This is a genomic window from Acidovorax sacchari, from assembly GCF_042847045.1.
Lineage (GTDB): Bacteria > Pseudomonadota > Gammaproteobacteria > Burkholderiales > Burkholderiaceae_C > Paracidovorax > Paracidovorax sacchari.
This window is the reverse complement of record NZ_AP035783.1, coordinates 5,269,801-5,286,035: the sequence shown is the minus strand read 5'-3', so window position 1 is coordinate 5,286,035 and position 16,235 is coordinate 5,269,801. Positions and strand designations below refer to the sequence as shown.

At 68.9% G+C, this 16,235-nt stretch carries 17 protein-coding genes; 11 read left to right on the top strand and 6 right to left on the bottom strand.

The features are described from left to right. Positions 1-18: 18 nt before the first annotated feature. The 3 genes from ACGHC0_RS23460 to purE are packed head-to-tail and all read right to left on the bottom strand — an operon-like array spanning position 19 to position 2,713. Positions 19-1,029 carry an L-threonylcarbamoyladenylate synthase gene (locus tag ACGHC0_RS23460; protein ID WP_415266911.1) on the bottom strand — a complete coding sequence of 337 codons (1,011 nt, stop codon included), beginning with the start codon at positions 1,027-1,029 and terminating at the stop codon, positions 19-21. Between the two features lie 11 nt (positions 1,030-1,040). Further along, the gene (locus ACGHC0_RS23455) at positions 1,041-2,219 is read right to left on the bottom strand and encodes a 5-(carboxyamino)imidazole ribonucleotide synthase (protein WP_415266910.1); all 1,179 of its coding nucleotides are present in this window, start codon (positions 2,217-2,219) and stop codon (positions 1,041-1,043) included. Further along, the gene (gene purE, locus ACGHC0_RS23450) at positions 2,216-2,713 is read right to left on the bottom strand and encodes a 5-(carboxyamino)imidazole ribonucleotide mutase (RefSeq protein WP_368353201.1); all 498 of its coding nucleotides are present in this window, start codon (positions 2,711-2,713) and stop codon (positions 2,216-2,218) included. The genes ACGHC0_RS23455 and purE overlap by 4 nt, the downstream gene beginning before the upstream one ends. An 83-nt stretch (positions 2,714-2,796) precedes the next feature. Here purE and trxA point away from each other — a divergent pair, with 83 nt between their 5' ends. Continuing rightward, complete coding sequence (trxA, locus tag ACGHC0_RS23445) at positions 2,797-3,705, top strand: thioredoxin (RefSeq protein WP_368353200.1); 909 nt, start codon at positions 2,797-2,799, stop codon at positions 3,703-3,705. Between the two features lie 52 nt (positions 3,706-3,757). After that, a complete protein-coding gene (locus tag ACGHC0_RS23440) occupies positions 3,758-4,570 on the top strand; it encodes an META domain-containing protein (RefSeq protein ID WP_368353199.1) in 813 nt (270 codons plus the stop codon). 28 nt (positions 4,571-4,598) lie between these two features. Here the strand turns inward: ACGHC0_RS23440 and ACGHC0_RS23435 are convergent, their stop codons facing one another. After that, the gene (locus ACGHC0_RS23435; RefSeq protein ID WP_208941890.1) at positions 4,599-5,525 is read right to left on the bottom strand and encodes a phosphoribosylaminoimidazolesuccinocarboxamide synthase; all 927 of its coding nucleotides are present in this window, start codon (positions 5,523-5,525) and stop codon (positions 4,599-4,601) included. Positions 5,526-5,815: 290 nt separating this feature from the next. Between ACGHC0_RS23435 and hpf the strand changes: the two genes are divergently transcribed. The 3 genes from hpf to hprK all read left to right on the top strand — a co-directional run bounded on the left by hpf (position 5,816) and on the right by hprK (position 7,768). Beyond that, positions 5,816-6,148, top strand: coding sequence for a ribosome hibernation-promoting factor, HPF/YfiA family (hpf, locus tag ACGHC0_RS23430; RefSeq protein WP_013596826.1), 333 nt, complete (start codon positions 5,816-5,818; stop codon positions 6,146-6,148). A gap of 158 nt (positions 6,149-6,306) precedes the next feature. Beyond that, positions 6,307-6,777: a PTS sugar transporter subunit IIA gene (locus ACGHC0_RS23425; protein ID WP_368353198.1), complete on the top strand. Its 471-nt coding sequence runs from the start codon at positions 6,307-6,309 to the stop codon at positions 6,775-6,777. 34 nt (positions 6,778-6,811) lie between these two features. Next, entirely contained in the window at positions 6,812-7,768 is a 957-nt protein-coding gene (hprK, locus tag ACGHC0_RS23420; protein ID WP_013596824.1) for an HPr(Ser) kinase/phosphatase, read from the top strand. 53 nt (positions 7,769-7,821) lie between these two features. Here the strand turns inward: hprK and fur are convergent, their stop codons facing one another. Then, positions 7,822-8,259 carry a ferric iron uptake transcriptional regulator gene (gene fur, locus ACGHC0_RS23415; RefSeq protein WP_013596823.1) on the bottom strand — a complete coding sequence of 146 codons (438 nt, stop codon included), beginning with the start codon at positions 8,257-8,259 and terminating at the stop codon, positions 7,822-7,824. Positions 8,260-8,350: 91 nt separating this feature from the next. Between fur and ACGHC0_RS23410 the strand changes: the two genes are divergently transcribed. The 4 genes from ACGHC0_RS23410 (at position 8,351) to ACGHC0_RS23395 (ending at position 11,036) form a co-directional block, all read left to right on the top strand. Then, complete coding sequence (locus ACGHC0_RS23410) at positions 8,351-8,908, top strand: outer membrane protein assembly factor BamE (RefSeq protein WP_368353197.1); 558 nt, start codon at positions 8,351-8,353, stop codon at positions 8,906-8,908. Between the two features lie 45 nt (positions 8,909-8,953). Beyond that, positions 8,954-9,808: a 4-hydroxy-tetrahydrodipicolinate reductase gene (gene dapB / locus ACGHC0_RS23405; RefSeq protein ID WP_415266909.1), complete on the top strand. Its 855-nt coding sequence runs from the start codon at positions 8,954-8,956 to the stop codon at positions 9,806-9,808. Positions 9,809-9,889: 81 nt separating this feature from the next. Next, positions 9,890-10,558, top strand: a complete 669-nt coding sequence (locus ACGHC0_RS23400) for a MotA/TolQ/ExbB proton channel family protein (RefSeq protein WP_415266908.1) — start codon at positions 9,890-9,892, stop codon at positions 10,556-10,558. A 28-nt stretch (positions 10,559-10,586) separates the two neighbouring features. Continuing rightward, positions 10,587-11,036, top strand: coding sequence for an ExbD/TolR family protein (locus ACGHC0_RS23395; RefSeq protein WP_368353194.1), 450 nt, complete (start codon positions 10,587-10,589; stop codon positions 11,034-11,036). A gap of 39 nt (positions 11,037-11,075) precedes the next feature. Here ACGHC0_RS23395 and ACGHC0_RS23390 read toward each other — a convergent pair whose 3' ends face one another. Beyond that, positions 11,076-12,539, bottom strand: a complete 1,464-nt coding sequence (locus tag ACGHC0_RS23390; protein ID WP_415266907.1) for a diguanylate cyclase domain-containing protein — start codon at positions 12,537-12,539, stop codon at positions 11,076-11,078. A 211-nt stretch (positions 12,540-12,750) separates the two neighbouring features. Between ACGHC0_RS23390 and ACGHC0_RS23385 the strand changes: the two genes are divergently transcribed. Beyond that, a complete protein-coding gene (locus tag ACGHC0_RS23385; protein WP_415266906.1) occupies positions 12,751-13,371 on the top strand; it encodes a helix-turn-helix transcriptional regulator in 621 nt (206 codons plus the stop codon). A 126-nt stretch (positions 13,372-13,497) separates the two neighbouring features. Continuing rightward, positions 13,498-16,191, top strand: a complete 2,694-nt coding sequence (gene leuS, locus ACGHC0_RS23380) for a leucine--tRNA ligase (protein ID WP_368353191.1) — start codon at positions 13,498-13,500, stop codon at positions 16,189-16,191. The last annotated feature ends 44 nt before the right edge of the window (positions 16,192-16,235 follow it).

Below are 16,235 nucleotides of genomic sequence, written 5' to 3'. Positions count from 1 at the left end.
CGTCGCGGTGAATGCGGTTCAGGCGGCGGCTGCCCGTTGCAGGCGGTCCCTCACGCCTTCCCAGTCCGGTGTGTCCGGCGGTGTTTCCACCCAGATGAGTTTCACACCGACGTCATCGAAGTCCCGCAGGGCCGCGAAAAGTTCCTGGGCCGCGGCCGCGGCGTCTTCCGGCATGCGGCGCAGCACCACGCCGGACGAGGGCGAACGAAGAGGGGCGCGCGCGTACACCGCCAGATGGCGCGCGTCGGCGCCCAGCAGTTCCAGCCCGGCGCGCAGTGCCTTGGCGTCCATGAGCCGTACCTTGGCACTGGGCGCGTAGTGCGCTTCCAGCGTGCCGGATGCCCGAGGCGTATGTGACGGCAGTTCCTCCTTCGACAGGGGGGACAGTCCGCAGGCCGCGGCGATCTCGGCGCGGGTGATGGCCCCCGGGCGCAGCAGCACCGGCACGCCGCGCGTGCAGTCGATGATGGTCGATTCGATGCCCACCGCGCACGGCCCTCCGTCGAGGACCAGCAGGTCCTCCCCGAACTCGTCCTGCACATGCTGCGCGGTGGTGGGGCTCACCCGGCCGAAGCGGTTGGCGCTGGGCGCCGCCACGCCATGCACCGGCTGGCCGCCCAGCGCCGGATCATCCGATGCGCAGGCCTTGAGCACGGCCTGCGCCACCGGGTGCGCCGGGCAGCGCAGGCCCACGCTGTCCTGGCCGCCGGCCGCCGCGGCAGCCCTGTCCGGCAGGCGCGGGAGGATCAATGTCAGGGGCCCGGGCCAGAAGGTCCGTACCAGGACCTCGGCGAAGGGGGGAACGGACGCGGCGAAGTGCGGTATGCCTTCGGGCCCCGCCACGTGCACGATCAGCGGGTGGTCGCTCGGGCGGCCCTTGGCCTCGAAAATCTGCGCCACGGCGGCGTCGCTGGCGGCATCCGCCGCAAGCCCGTACACGGTTTCCGTGGGCAGGCCCAGCAGTTGGCCGGCCCGCAGCGCCCGGGCTGCCGCATCGATGGAGGAGGGGAGCCGGCCGTCGAGGATCATGTCGGCGGGCCTCAGAAGGCAGCGATGCCCAGCAGCGCGGCCGCCTGCAGCGCCGTGGCGCGCGCGGCCTCCGCGGTGGGCGCGGTGACGTTCAGGTGGCCCATCTTGCGGCCCGGCTTGGCCTCGGCCTTGCCGTACAGGTGCAGGTGGGTGCCTGGCAGGGCCAGCACGGCGGCCCAGTCGGGCGTGCTGGCCGCTGCTCCGCGGGCGAACCAGAGATCGCCCAGCAGGTTCAGCATCACGGCGGCGCTGTGCTGGCGCGGCTGCACCAGTGGCAGCCGGGCCATGGCACGCACCTGCAGTTCGAACTGCGATACATCGCAGGCGTTCTGGCTGTAGTGGCCGCTGTTGTGGGGCCGGGGGGCGATCTCGTTGACCACCAGGGAGCCGTCTTCGAGGACGAAGAATTCCACGCACAGCACGCCCGTGTAGCCCAGCCCCTCCGCGACGGACCGGGCCGCGGCGACCGCCTGCCGTGCGACCGGCTCCGGCACGTTGTCCGCATGCACTTCGGTCACCGCCAGGATGCCGTCGCGGTGCAGGTTGCGCTGCACCGGCAGGTGGACGCACGCGCCGTCATGGCCGCGCGCCACGATCACCGAGCACTCGAAAGCCAGCGGCAGGCGTTTTTCCAGCACGCAGGGCACGCGGCCCATCGCCTCCCACGCGGATGCGAGTTCCTCGCGGGTGGCCACCCGGGCCTGTCCCTTGCCGTCATACCCGAGGCGGGCGGTCTTGAGGATGCCCGGCAGCAGCGCGGCCGGCACGCCCTCCAGCTGCCCCGGCGTCTCGATCACGGCGTAGGGCGCGCACGGCACGCCGCACTGCGCGAAATGCGCCTTCTCCCGCGCGCGGTCCTGGGCGATCGCCACGGCGTCGGCCGCGGGCGCCACGGGGCGCTCGGCGCCGAGCATGCGCAGCGCCTGCGCGGGCACGTTCTCGAACTCCGTGGTGACGGCGTCCGACAGGGCTGCCAGGCGTGCCAGTCCGTCCGGATCTTCATAGGCCGTCCGGATGTGGTGGTGGCTGATGCGGCCGGCAGGGCTTTCGGCGTCGGGGTCCAGGACCGCCGTGAAGTAGCCCATGGCCTGGGCGGCATGCGCGAACATGCGGCCCAGCTGGCCGCCGCCCAGCACACCGAGGGTGGCGCCGGGAAGGATGGGGTGCTGCGTGGAGCCGGGCATCGTCATGCCGCTTCGACCGGAAGCGCCATCGCGCGGGCCGCCGCGGTCTGCTCCCGGCGGAATGCCTCCAGCCGTTCGCGAAGTGCCGGGTTCTCGTTCGCCAGCAGGGCGACGGCGAACAGGGCCGCATTGGCTGCGCCGGCAGTGCCGATCGCGAAGGTGGCCACGGGGATGCCCTTGGGCATCTGCACGATGCTGTGCAGCGAATCGACGCCCTGCAGGTGCCGGCTGGCCACCGGCACGCCCAGCACGGGCACGGTGGTCTTGGCCGCCAGCATGCCCGGCAGGTGGGCCGCGCCCCCCGCTCCGGCGATGATCGCCTTCAGGCCACGCTGCGCCGCCGACTCGGCATAGGCGAACATGTCGTCGGGCATCCGGTGCGCCGAGACCACGCGTGCTTCGTGGGCGATGTCGAATTGCTGGAGAATCTGCACTGCGTGCTGCATGGTCTCCCAGTCGCTGCTGGAGCCCATGACCACGCCGATCTGGATGGGTTTCATGTGGAATGGGGCTGCGCGCCGCGCGCACCCGCCTGAGTGGAACCCGGGATTTTACTTTTGGCGCGCCCCGCCTGCTGCACACAATGATCGACGTCACCGTAGAGAATTTCGAAGCCGAGGTCATCGCCGCCTCGATGGAAGTGCCCGTCCTGGTGGACTTCTGGGCCCCCTGGTGCGGCCCCTGCAAGTCGCTCGGCCCCATCCTCGAGAAGCTGGAAACCGAGTACGCGGGCCGCTTCAAGCTCGTGAAGATCGATTCCGACCAGGAGCAGCAGATCGCCGGCATGTTCGGCATCCGCAGCATTCCCACCTGCGTGCTGATGGTGAACGGCCAGCCCGTGGACGGCTTCATGGGCGCGCAGCCCGAGGGGCAGGTCCGCGCCTTCCTCGACAAGCACGTGCCCAGCGCCGATGAGTTGCTGGCCGAGGCCGAGGAGGAGGCTGCCCAGGAGGCGCTGGAGGATGGCGATACCGACACCGCCCTCGAGAAGCTCCAGCATGCCGTCGCCACCGATCCGGCAAACGACGACGCGCGCTTCGACTACGTGAAGCTGCTGCTGCAGCTCGGACGCGTGGACGATGCCAAGGTCGCCTTCGCGCCCGTCATCGCCAAGGCCGCCGGCTCGCGCCGGCTCGGCGCGCTGAAGGTGTGGATGGACGCGATCGACGCCACCGAGGACGCCCGGGACGATGCCGCCGCGGAGGCCGCCTTCGCGCAGAAGATCGGCGCCAACAAGCGGGACTTCGATGCGCGCTTCGAGCGTGCCCGCCGGCTCATCGCCCGGCAGCGCTGGACGGACGCCATGGACGAGCTGCTCGAAATCCTCATGCGCGACAAGGCCTGGAACGACGAAGCCGCGCGCAAGACCTACGTTGCCGTCCTCGAGATCATCGAGCCCCCCCGCGTGAAGGTCGCCGAAGGGCAGATCCCCCCGGAAGATCCGGTCGTGGCCACCTACCGGCGCCGCCTCTCCAGCGTGGTGCTGAGTTGATGTGACAGGCATGGCGCGCACCGCGCGCGCATTACAGGGCAGCCGCGACGGAATGTGGTGGCATTCCCGCCGCGTGCGCTGGCTCGCGGTGGCCGTGCTGGCGACGTGCGCCACGGGCTGCGGCATCCTGCCCCCGCCACCCGATGCCGTGGTGACGGGCGTGGCCTATTCCCGGCAGCGCTTCTTCATCCCGTCGGGTGGAGCGTTCGAGGTGGTCGTCCTGGACGTGACCGATGCGGATGCGCCGCCTGTCATCGTCGGACGCCAGACCCTGGAAGAGTTCGAGCGGCTTCCGGTGGCGCTGCGCATCCCTTACCGCTCTGCGCAGGTGGTGCCCGACCGGCGGTACGTCGTCCGCGCCATGGTGTCGGTGAACGGCATCGCCTGGATGGCGAGCGAAGGGGTGAATCCGCTGCAGCGCGACCCCGCGTACCGCCATGTGGATGTGCTGCTGCAGCCGCTGCCGCGCAATGCAGCCACTGAACAGGCCGCGGTACCGCTCGCGCAAACCTACTGGAAGCTCACGGAAGTGGATGGAATGGTGGTCCCGCCCGCCCCGGCCGGGCGGCCGCAGGCGCACCTGGCCGTGCAGCCCCAGGAAGGGCGGATCACGGGATCCGGTGGCTGCAATCCCTTCATCGCCACCTACGAAATGTCCGGGGGCGACCTGCGCATCGGTTCCATCGACGCGGGGTTGCGGCTGTGCTTCGATACCGGGCTGGCCGAAGGGCTGTTCCTCGAGGCGCTGCGCGCCGCGGAGCATTACCGCATCGAGGGTCGCCAGCTTGTACTGGCCCGGGCCGATGGGCCGGGCAGGGAAAAGATCCTGCTGCGCTTCGAGGCCCCCGAGCTGCGCCTGAAGTGACGGAGCAGGGCCCCGGCCCGGTTACCGGTCACTGGCCGCCGGTGAGGCGCTCCAGGGCTTCGCGGTACTTCGCTGCCGTCTTCTCAATGACTTCGCGGGGCAGGCGCGGTGCCGGTGCGGACTTGTTCCATGGGGCGCCGTTCACCTGGGCCTGCTCCAGCCAGTCGCGCACGAACTGCTTGTCGTAGCTGGGCGGATTCTCTCCGGCGGCCAGGGCCGCCTCGTAGCCTTCCACGGGCCAGTAGCGCGAGCTGTCGGGGGTGAGCACCTCGTCCATCAGCACCAGGGTGCCGTCGGGAGCCAGGCCGAACTCGAACTTGGTGTCGGCAATGATCATGCCCTTTTCCAGCGCGATGGCGGCCGCGGCCTCGTACAGCGCGATGCTCGTGTCGCGGATCTTCGTGGCCAGGTCGATGCCCACCATTTCCACGGTGCGCTCGAACGTGATGTTCTCGTCGTGCTCGCCCACGGCGGCCTTGGCGGCCGGCGTGTAGATGGGCTGCGGCAGGCGCGACGCATTCGTCAGCCCTTCGGGCAGCTGCACGCCGCAGACCGAGCGCGTGGCCTGGTACTCCTTCCAGCCGCTGCCCGCGAGATAGCCGCGCACCACGGCCTCCACGGGGATCGGGCGCAGCCGCTGCACGAGCATGGAGCGGCCGCGCACCTGTGCGGCTTCCTCGGGCGACACCACGCTTTCCGGCGCATCGCCCGTCAGGTGGTTGGGGCAGAGGTGGCCGAGCTTGTCGAACCAGAACAGCGCCATCTTCGTCAGCAACTCGCCCTTGCCCGGGATCGGCTCGCCCATGATGACGTCGAAGGCCGAGATCCGGTCGCTCGCCACCATGAGGATGCGGTCGTCACCCACGGCGTAGTTGTCGCGCACCTTGCCGCGTGCGAGCAGCGGCAGCGAAGCCAGGGACGAGGTGTGCAGGGCGGAAGGGCTGGGCAGGGTCATGGTGTGAAAAGGGTTGCAAGCGGTAATCCGGCCCCGTGCCGAGAAGCGCGCCGGGACTGCCCGGATTCTAGGGCGCGCCCTGCAGTACAGCCTGTGCATTGTGCGCCCGTCCCGCAGCCCGGTCACCTGTAACAGCAGTATCCCCGGCCGTGCCGCGGTCAGGATTGCATTTCCCGGCAGTGGCGCGCATAGTGGATTCGACAGCGCATGCATGAGCTCCCATCCGTCGGGCCGTCGCCTCGGTCGCCGAGGCGACGGCGTTTACTTCAACGTGCCAAGGAGACTTGTTTATGAATCTGACGATCAGCGGCCACCACCTCGAGGTCACCCCCGCTCTGCGCAGCTATGTGACGGGCAAGCTGGACCGGATCAGCCGGCACTTCGACCAGGTGGTTGACGTGAAGGTGCTTCTCACCGTCGAAAAGCAGAAGGAGAAGGAGAAGCGCCAGCGCGCTGAATGCAATGTGCATGTCAAGGGCAATGACCTGTTCGCGGAGAGTTCGCATTCCGACCTCTACGCGGCGGTGGACGAGCTGGTGGACAAGCTCGACCGGCAGGTCGTGCGCCACAAGGACCGCCTGCAGGACCACCACTGCGCCATCAAGCGGGCGCAGCCAGCGTGACCGTGAACCCGAAGTGAACGTCAAGGATTCCACTCAGCGGGATTGACCGGCTTCCACCCCGGCATCGCCCGCAAAGCCGCCAGAAAGGCGGCTTTTTCATACCCCTTTCCGGGGGCTCAGGGTTTATGCTAAGGGGTGCATAATCGCAACCCTTCACCATGAACCGTCTAGCTTCCATATTGCCGGCCGCTCAAGTGCTCGTGAGCGTCGATGCCACCAGCAAAAAGCGTGCTTTCGAGGAGGCGGGGCTGTTGTTCGAGAGCCAGCACGGCCTCTCGCGCGCGCTGATCACCGACAGTCTCTTTGCCCGGGAGCGCCTGGGTTCGACCGGGCTGGGCCACGGCGTCGCGATTCCCCATGGACGCATCAAGGGACTGAAGGCGCCCATGGCGGCTGTTTTCCAGCTGGCGCATCCCATCGGCTTCGACGCCCCCGACGAGCAGCCCGTGGGCCTGCTCATCTTCCTGCTCGTGCCGGAGGCAGCCACGCAGAAGCACCTGGAAATTCTCTCGGAGATCGCGGAGCTGCTGAGCGACGGTCCGCTGCGCGAGCGCATCAAGGCCTCCACCGACGCAGTCGAACTCCACGGGCTCATCGCCGGCTGGCAATCCGCCCAGGCCACCGCGTGATGCGTTCCTTCCCCGCTGCAACGGTTCGCAATACGTGAAACCCAACGTCGTCAGCGCCGATGTTCTCTTCGAGGCGTTCCGCTCCGCATTGAAGTGGGAATGGGTAGCGGGCCTCGGAGCCTCAGAGCGCCGGTTCGACGAAGTCGCCGTACGGTCCGCCCGCTCGGGTGCGGATCTGGTCGGCTACCTGAACTACATCCACCCCTACCGGGTGCAGATCCTCGGCGAGCGCGAGATCGCCTACCTCGTCAACGCCACGCCCGAGGACTGCAAACGCCGCATCGCGCGCATCGTGACGCTGGAGCCGCCGGTGCTCGTGCTGGCCGACAGCCAGATGGCGCCCGATGCGCTGCTGTCCATGTGCGAGCGCGCGCAGATCCCGATGTTCGCCACGCACGAATCGTCGGCCTTCGTCATCGATGTGCTGCGCGCCTACCTGTCCAAGCATTTCGCCGACCGGATCACCATGCACGGCGTGTTCATGGACATCCTGGGGCTGGGCGTGCTCATCACGGGCGAGTCGGGCCTGGGCAAGAGCGAACTCGGGCTGGAACTCATCTCGCGCGGCAACGGGCTGGTCGCGGACGACGCGGTGGACTTCTTCCGCATCAACCAGACCACCATCGAGGGCAAGTGCCCCGACCTGCTGCAGAACCTGCTGGAAGTGCGCGGCATCGGCCTGCTGGACATCCGGGCCATCTTCGGCGAGACGGCGGTGCGCCGGAAGATGCGGCTGCGCCTGATCGTGCATCTCGTGCGCAAGGAAACGCTGGAGCGCGAATACGAACGCCTGCCCTACGAACCCCTCACCCAGGACGTGCTGGGCGTGCCCGTGCTCAAGGTGGTGATCCAGGTCGTGGCGGGGCGCAACATAGCGGTGCTGGTGGAGGCGGCGGTGCGCAACACCATCCTCAACCTGCGCGGCATCGATACCTACCAGGAATTCGTCGAGCGCCACCGGCGCGCCATGGAGCAGCGGGACGGATCCTGAGGAGGCCGCCCGCCCGGCCGGGGCGAAGCGCAGTGGCGGCCGATGCCGTGTGGTCAGCGGCCGGAGCCGGACGAGGCCTTCGCCGCGCAGGTGGCGCACTGGCCGTAGAGCGCCATGGAGTGGTCCTGCACCACCCAGCCCTTGGCCTTGGCCACGAGCTGCTGGCGCTTCTCGATCTCGGGGTCGAAGAATTCCTCGACCTTGCCGCAGACCATGCAGATGAAGTGGTCGTGGTGCTGGCCTTCGTTCAGCTCGTACACCGCCTTGCCGCTCTCGAAGTTGCTGCGGATCAGGATGCCCGCCTGCTCGAATTGGGTGAGCACGCGGTAGACGGTGGCCAGGCCGATGTCGGAGCGCTCGTCGAGCAGGACGCGGAACACGTCCTCGGCCGTCATATGGCGCTGGGCGCCCTTCTGGAAGATCTCGAGGATCTTCAGGCGGGGCAGGGTGGCCTTGAGCCCGGTGCTCTTGAGTTCGTCGATGTTCGTCATGACAGGGTCCTTCGGTGTGCCAGGGGCGCGCGCCAAGGCCTGGAAGACCAGCCGCTACAATGGTCCGATCATATCGTCTATGCCTATTTCCATGTCCGTCCACGCCCATCGCAGCGCCCGCATGGGCCTGATCCTGTTGCTCGGCACGGGCCTTTCGGCCTGCGGCAGCTTCGATAGCGCCAGCAACCGCATCGCGAGCATGATCACGCCTTACAAGGTCGAGGTGGTGCAGGGCAATTTCGTCTCCCGCGAGCAGGTCGAGGCACTGCAGCCCGGCATGTCGCGCCAGCAGGTGAAGGAAATCCTCGGCACGCCCCTGGTGACCAGCCTGTTCCATGCCGACCGCTGGGAATATGTCTTCACCCTCAAGCGCCCCGGCGTCGAGGCCCAGTCCCGCAAGCTGACAGTGTTCTTCAAGAACGACGCGTTCGAGCGCGTCGAGGGCGACGAGATGCCCACCGAGGCGGAATTCGTCGCCACGCTCGGCACGTCGCGCAAGGCCAAGCCCAAGGTGCCGCAGCTCGAGGCCACGCCCGAGCAGCTCGCCAAGTACCCCAAGGCCTCCACCGCCACGCTGCCGGAGCCGGCCGACTCCGCGGTGCCTCCTCCGCCGTCGAGCTACCCGCCGCTCGAATCCACCACCCGCTGAGCGGCCGGCGCAAGCCGCCTCCTTCGAACCTTTCCCTCGCGCGCAATGACCGTTTCCGCTGCTTCGACCCCATCTTCCCACGGTACTCCGGCGCCGATCCGTGTCGCGATCGCGGGTGCATCCGGCCGCATGGGCCGCATGCTGATCGAGGCGCTGCGCGGTAGCGGCACCGACCTGGTCCTCGCGGGCGCGCTGGACGTGCCGGGCAGCCCGTCCCTGGGGACCGACGCCTCGGCCTTCCTGGGCCATGCCAGCGGCGTGGCCATCACGGCCGACCTGCACGAGGGCCTGGCCGGCTGTGACGTGCTGATCGATTTCACCCGTCCGGAGGGCACGCTGGCCCATCTGGCGGCATGCGCGGAACGCGGCGTCAAGGCCGTGATCGGCACCACCGGCTTCACCGACGCCCAGAAGGCCGAGATCGAAGCCTTCGCGCAGCGCACCGCCATCGTCATGGCGCCCAACATGAGCGTGGGCGTGAACGTCACCTTTAAGCTGCTGGAGATGGCAGCCCGGGCGCTGTCCACGGGCTACGACATCGAGATCATCGAGGCCCACCATCGCCACAAGGTGGACGCCCCTTCCGGCACGGCGCTCAAGATGGGCGAAGTCATCGCCCAGGCGCTGGGCCGCGACCTCAAGGACTGCGCCGTGTACGGCCGCGAAGGCCTGACCGGCGAGCGCGACCCGTCCACCATCGGCTTCGCCGCGGTGCGCGGTGGCGACATCGTGGGAGACCATACGGTGCTGTTCGCCGGCACGGGCGAGCGCATCGAGATCTCCCACAAGTCCTCCAGCCGCTCGGGTTATGCCCAGGGCAGCCTGCGCGCGGCCCGCTTCCTGGCGGCGCACCGCACGGGCCTGTTCGACATGTTCGACGTGCTCGGCCTGCACGGCTGATCGCCTTCCGGCGCGGCCCGGTAACGGCAGGTCCGTCCGCCCGCTTTCCCAGCCTTTCTCCTTTCTCTTGGTGGCATATCCATGAACGCGTGGCACTGGTGGCATCAGGGGGACATGGTCACCCGCATCTCGGCACTGCTGCTGCTGGCCATGTCCATTGCAAGCTGGGTGGTCATCCTCTGGAAGGCGCGCCTGCTGCGGCGCGCCGTGGCCGGTGTGGAGCGGAGCACCGCGGAGTTCTGGCGCTCGCCCACGCTGGAGTCGGCGCGCCAGCGTCTGGTGCCGGCCGATCCGGACGGCCTGGTAAGGCCCCTGGTGGACGCCGCCGCCGGTGTCGCGGACAACGCCCAGGCCGGCTCGCTGGCTGCGAGCGGCCAGCGCTCCCAGCAGCTCACGCGTGTCCTGCGCGATGCACTGCACCGGGTCCTGGCACGCCTGCAGTTCGGGCAGGTGCTGCTGGCCACCGTGGGATCCACGGCGCCGTTCGTCGGCCTGCTCGGCACGGTCTGGGGCATCTACCATGCGCTCACGGCCCTGGCCGGTGGCGGGGCGGTATCGATCGATCGCGTCGCCGGTCCGGTCGGCGAGGCGCTGGTGATGACGGCGGCGGGCCTGGCCGTGGCCATTCCCGCCGTGCTGGCCTACAACCTGTTCGGGCGGTGGGTCGGCCGCGTGGAAGCCGACCTCGAAGGCTTCGCCCTCGACCTGCGCGAACTGCTCCTGGACGAATCCTCGTCCCGCGGCGGCTGATCCGCCGCCTCCAGCCCGGCTGCGACCCATGGCATTCGGCCGCCTCGAACGCACATCCGCCCCCAGGCCGATGAGCGACATCAACATGACGCCCCTGGTGGACGTCATGCTGGTGCTCGTAGTCATCTTCATCCTGGCCGCGCCGCTGCTGGCCAGTGCCATCCGGCTCGACCTGCCGCGTGCGGAGGGCACCACACAGGGTGCCGCCGGTGACTCGGTCGAAGTCGCGATCGATGCCGCGGGCCAGGTCTTCGTCGGCGGAGTGCCCGTGGATGGCGCCGCCCTGGCCGAACGGCTGCGTGGCGTGGCACGGGCGCATCCTCAAGCCGAGGTGCAGTTGCGTGCCGACGCCGGCGTGCCGTATGGCCGGGTGGTCGAGGTGATGGGCGCCGCCCACGCCGCGGGCCTGCACCGCATCGGATTCGTGGCCGAGCCCGGGGCTTCCCCGCCGGACGCGGCCGCCGCTGCGCGCCGCTGAGTCACCTGCCGTGGCGCTCCTCGCCGGCGGTGGGGCCGTTCACCCGTCCTGGGCCTCTCGCACCATCGGGGCGCCTGGTGTCTTGCCCCGGAAGACGCTCAGGCGCTGGCCGCCTGCCCGCTTGGCGGCATACATGGCCAGGTCCGCATGGTGCAGCAGCGTGGCGGCGTTCGTGCCGTCGCGGGGGTACTGTGCGATGCCGATGCTGGCGCCCAGGCTCCAGCACCTGCCGTGGAGCATCACCGGGCGCACCGCGGCCGCCAGCAGCCTGCGCGCGGCCGCGGCTGCCTCGCGGCTGCCGCAATGGGGCAGTACCGCGGCGAATTCGTCGCCCCCGATGCGGGCCACGATGTCGGCCCGTCGCGAGGCGCCCTGCAGCCGCTGCGCCACTTCGCGCAGCAGGTCGTCGCCGGCCCGGTGGCCCAGCTGGTCGTTCACCTGCTTGAACCGGTCCAGATCGATGAAGGCGATCGCCAGAGAGTGGCCTTCCCGGCGCGCCTCGCGGATCAGGCGTTCCGTGGCTTCCAGCAGGAACGCCCGGTTGGGCAGCCCGGTGACGGCATCCTGGTAGGCCAGCCGGCGGAAGCTTTGCTGGGTGTGCTCCCGCTCCAGCAGCAGTGCGCACATCCGGGCTCCACCCTCCAGCGCGTGCAGGGGCAGTCCGTCGCAGCCCAGTGCGCTCCGGCCATGCAGCGTGAAGCAGCCCAGCAGCCGGCCGTCGCGATCCAGGATCGGGGCGGACCAGCAGGCCGTGAAGCCCCGCGCCGCCAGCGGCTCCCGCCACGGGGCCCAGCGCGGGTCCGCGGCGACGTCCGTACAGGCGGCAGGGGCTGAACGCCAGACGGCCGCGCTGCGGGCATCCCCTTCCCGTGCGGCGGGCTGGCCTTCGACGTGCACGGCCAGCACGTCTTCCAGCGCGGGGGCCGCCAGGCACCTCAGGCGGTGCTGGCTGTCCAGCTCGAGTATCGACACGGCGACACCTGGGAGCATGGCTTCGACGTCCTCGCACAGGCCGGCGGCGATGTCGGACAGGGGCAGGTCGCGCGCCATCGCGTCGAGCACCCGGTGCTGCAGCCGTTCGCGCACCTTCGTGGCCGTGATGTCGGTCAGCATGCCGGTGAGCAGCCCGGCCGCCGGCTGAAGCTCCGCCTGGACCCACAGCGGCGTGCCGCCCGCGGGGTGCAGCAGCGTTTCACAGCGGTAACCGGAGGCCGCTACGGGCAGGGCGCCTCCGAGCAGCAGGCGGTGCAGATGGGGGTCGGAAGGCGGGCGGGCCAGGAGGTCCGCCATGCGTTGCCCGGGCAGGGATGCGGCCGGCCGCCCCAGCAACTGGCCCGTCCCCTCGCTGGCGCAGGTGAAGCGGCCCCGGGCGTCCAGGGCGAAGACTGCGCAGCCGCCGTGGACCATGCCGCACAGCAGCGCCGGCCAGGGCGCGTCAGGGCACGGCGGGGGCCGGGCCTCGCTCCCGGGGGGCCGTGCCGCTGGCACGGCAGCAGATTCCATTTTTGCGATGTCTTCCATGCTGCGCTCGCCTCCCACGAGAGTCGTGCCGTCGTGCGTGCGGATCGGCTACTATTGTCAGCAATTGGTATGAAATCATCATAGCAAATGGTTCCATCCGGCATGCTAACTTGGATTGATGGACGAGCGTCGGATTCAGGAGCAGCGGCGGGCACGACTCGCCGATGCCGTGCGCCGTCTGTCGGAGGGCAATGTGGCAGCTTTCGGTCGCCTGCTGGGCTACCGTGGCGGCGCCTTCGTGCGCCAGATGCTCTGCGGCAACCGTGCCGTGTCGGACAAGACGGTGCGCCACATCGAGTCCCTGCGCGGCATGCATGCTTGGTTCTCGCAGCCGCCCGCGCCGGCCGGCATCCGGGAATCCTCCGTCGCATACGACTTCGACGCAGGGCCTGAGATGTACGAGCTCTTCCCGGTCTCCCTGCATTTGCGGCCCGGCATCGCGGATTACGCGATCTGGCCCGACGAGACCGACGAGGATGCCCCCATCACCTTCCACCGCCACTGGCTGGAGCGGCGTGGCTACATTCCCCAGTGCCTGCTGGCCATCCGCGCGCGCGGCAGCGGCATGGAGCCTTCCATCCAGGCGGGCGACATCGTGGTCGTGAACACGTCGGACACCACGCTGCGCGACGGGCAGGTCTTCGCCATCAACGGCTTCGGCGAAGTGCTGCTGCGACGCGTCCAGCGCGATGGCGGGCGCTGGTGGCTCTCGTGCGACAACCCCGACCAGGCCCGCTATCCGCGCAAGGCCTGGGCCGAGCCGGATTGCATTCCCATCGGCCGCCTGGTGTTCAAGCAGAGCGAGTCCATCTGAAGCCGCCTGCGGTCCTCCGGCCGCGGCGTCCGGACGGGAGTGTCCGCATCGCGCCTAAAATCCGGCGAACCCCTCCTCCTGCGAAAACGCCGGCGGCCGCCAGCGCGGCCCGGTCCCCTTTTTCCAATGCAAGACAAATACACCCCCGCCGAGGTCGAGCGCGCCGCGCACAGCCACTGGACCGCCCGCGATGCCTACCGCGTGACCGAAGACGCCGGCAAGAAGAAGTTCTATGCCTGCTCCATGCTGCCCTATCCCAGCGGCAAGCTGCACATGGGGCACGTGCGCAACTACACGATCAACGACATGCTCACGCGCTACCTGCGCATGAACGGCCACAACGTGCTGATGCCCATGGGCTGGGATGCCTTCGGCCTGCCGGCCGAGAACGCGGCGCTCAAGAACGGCGTGCCGCCCGCGCAGTGGACCTACGACAACATCGCCTACATGAAGAAGCAGATGCAGGCGATGGGGCTGGCCATCGACTGGTCGCGCGAGGTCGCCACCTGCGACCCGGATTACTACAAGTGGAACCAGTGGCTGTTCCTCAAGATGCTGGAGAAGGGCATCGCCTACCGCAAGACCCAGGTCGTGAACTGGGATCCGGTGGACCAGACCGTGCTCGCCAACGAGCAGGTCATCGACGGCCGGGGCTGGCGTACCGGTGCGCCCGTGGAAAAGCGCGAGATCCCCGGCTACTACCTGAAGATCACCGACTACGCGCAGGAGCTGCTCGACCACGTGCAGGTGGGCAACCCGAATGCCACGCTCACCGGCTGGCCCGACAAGGTGCGGCTGATGCAGGAGAACTGGATCGGCAAGAGCGAGGGCGTGCGCTTCGCCTTCACGCACGACATCCGCGGGGATGACGGCCAGCCCATCGGCGGTGGCCGCATGTACGTGTTCACCACGCGTGCCGACACCATCATGGGCGTCACTTTCTGCGCCGTGGCGCCCGAGCATCCGCTGGCCTCCCATGCCGCGCGCTCCAGGCCCGAAGTGGCCGCGTTCATCGAGGAATGCAAGACCGGCGGCACCACCGAGGCCGAACTGGCCACGCAGGAGAAGAAGGGTGTGCGCACGGGCCTGACCGTCACGCACCCGCTCACGGAAGAGCCTGTCGAGGTCTGGGTGGGCAACTACGTGCTCATGGGCTACGGCGACGGCGCCGTCATGGGCGTGCCCGCGCACGACGAGCGCGACTTCGCCTTTGCGCTCAAGTACGGCATCGAGATCAAGCAGGTCGTGCTCGTCGATGGCGAGACCTTCGACTACCACCGCTGGCAGGACTGGTACGCCGACAAGCAGAACGGCGTCACCATCAACTCCGACAGTTTCAGCGGCCTGTCGTACCCCGAGGCTGTATCCGCGGTGGCGCATGCGCTGCAGGAAAAGGGCCTGGGCGAGAAGAAGACCACTTGGCGCCTGCGCGACTGGGGTGTTTCCCGCCAGCGCTACTGGGGCACGCCGATCCCGATCATCCATTGCGACGAGCATGGCGCGGTGCCGGTGCCCGAGAAGGACCTGCCCGTGGTGCTGCCGCAGGACTGCATCCCGGACGGCTCCGGCAATCCGCTGCACAAGCATGAGGGCTTCCACGCCGGCGTGAAATGCCCCGTCTGCGGCAAGGCCGCGCGTCGCGAGACCGACACCATGGACACGTTCGTGGATTCGTCGTGGTACTTCATGCGCTACTGCGATCCGAAGAACGCCGATGCCATGGTGGCCGGCGGCGCCGACTACTGGATGCCCATGGACCAGTACATCGGCGGCATCGAACACGCGATCCTGCACCTGCTCTACGCGCGCTTCTGGACCAAGGTCATGCGCGACCTGGGCCTGGTGAAGGTGGACGAACCCTTCACCAAGCTGCTCACGCAAGGCATGGTGCTCAACCACATCTATTCGCGCCGCAACGAGAAGGGCGGCAAGGAATACTTCTGGCCGCACGATGTGGAGCACGTCCTGGACGAGGCCGGCAAGATCACCGGCGCCCGCCTGAAAAATGCGGTGGGCGGCCTGCCGGCCGGCACGTCCATCGACTACGAGGGCGTGGGCACCATGTCCAAGTCCAAGAACAATGGCGTCGATCCGCAGGAGCTGATCGAGAAGTACGGCGCCGATACGGCGCGCCTCTACACCATGTTCACCGCGCCCCCGGAGGCCACGCTGGAGTGGAACGATGCCGCCGTCGAGGGCAGCTACCGCTTCCTGCGCCGAGTGTGGAATTTCGGCGTGAAGCTCACGGGCATCGATGCCGCAGCCACCGAGGCTGCCATCCAGGGCGCCCACAGCCTGCAGGATGTGCAGTTCGGCAAGGAAGCCAAGGCGCTGCGCCTGGAGATCCACACCGTGCTCAAGCAGGTGGACTACGACTACCAGCGCATGCAGTACAACACCGTGGTCTCCGGTGCGATGAAGATGCTCAACGCGCTGGAGGACTTCAAGTCCACGGACGCGCCCGGCGGCCTGGTCGCGCTCATCGAAGGCTTCGGCATCCTGCTGCGCGTGCTCTATCCCGCCACGCCCCACATCGCCCACGGCCTCTGGAGTTCGCTGGGCTACGCGGGCACCCTGGGCGACCTGCTGGACGCGCCCTGGCCCCAGGTGGACGCCGGTGCGCTGGTGCAGGACGAGATCGAACTGGTGCTGCAGATCAACGGCAAGCTGCGCGGCGCGATCCGTGTGCCGGCCGGCGCCGACAAGGCGGAGATCGAGCGCATCGCCCTCGCGAGCGAGGATTTCCACAAGCACGCTGCCGGCGCCGCACCCAAGAAGGTCGTGGTCGTGCCGGGCCGGCTGGTGAACGTGGTCGTCTGATCGTTTCGCCGCCCGTTTTGAACCCATTGCACCCGAGAGCCCGC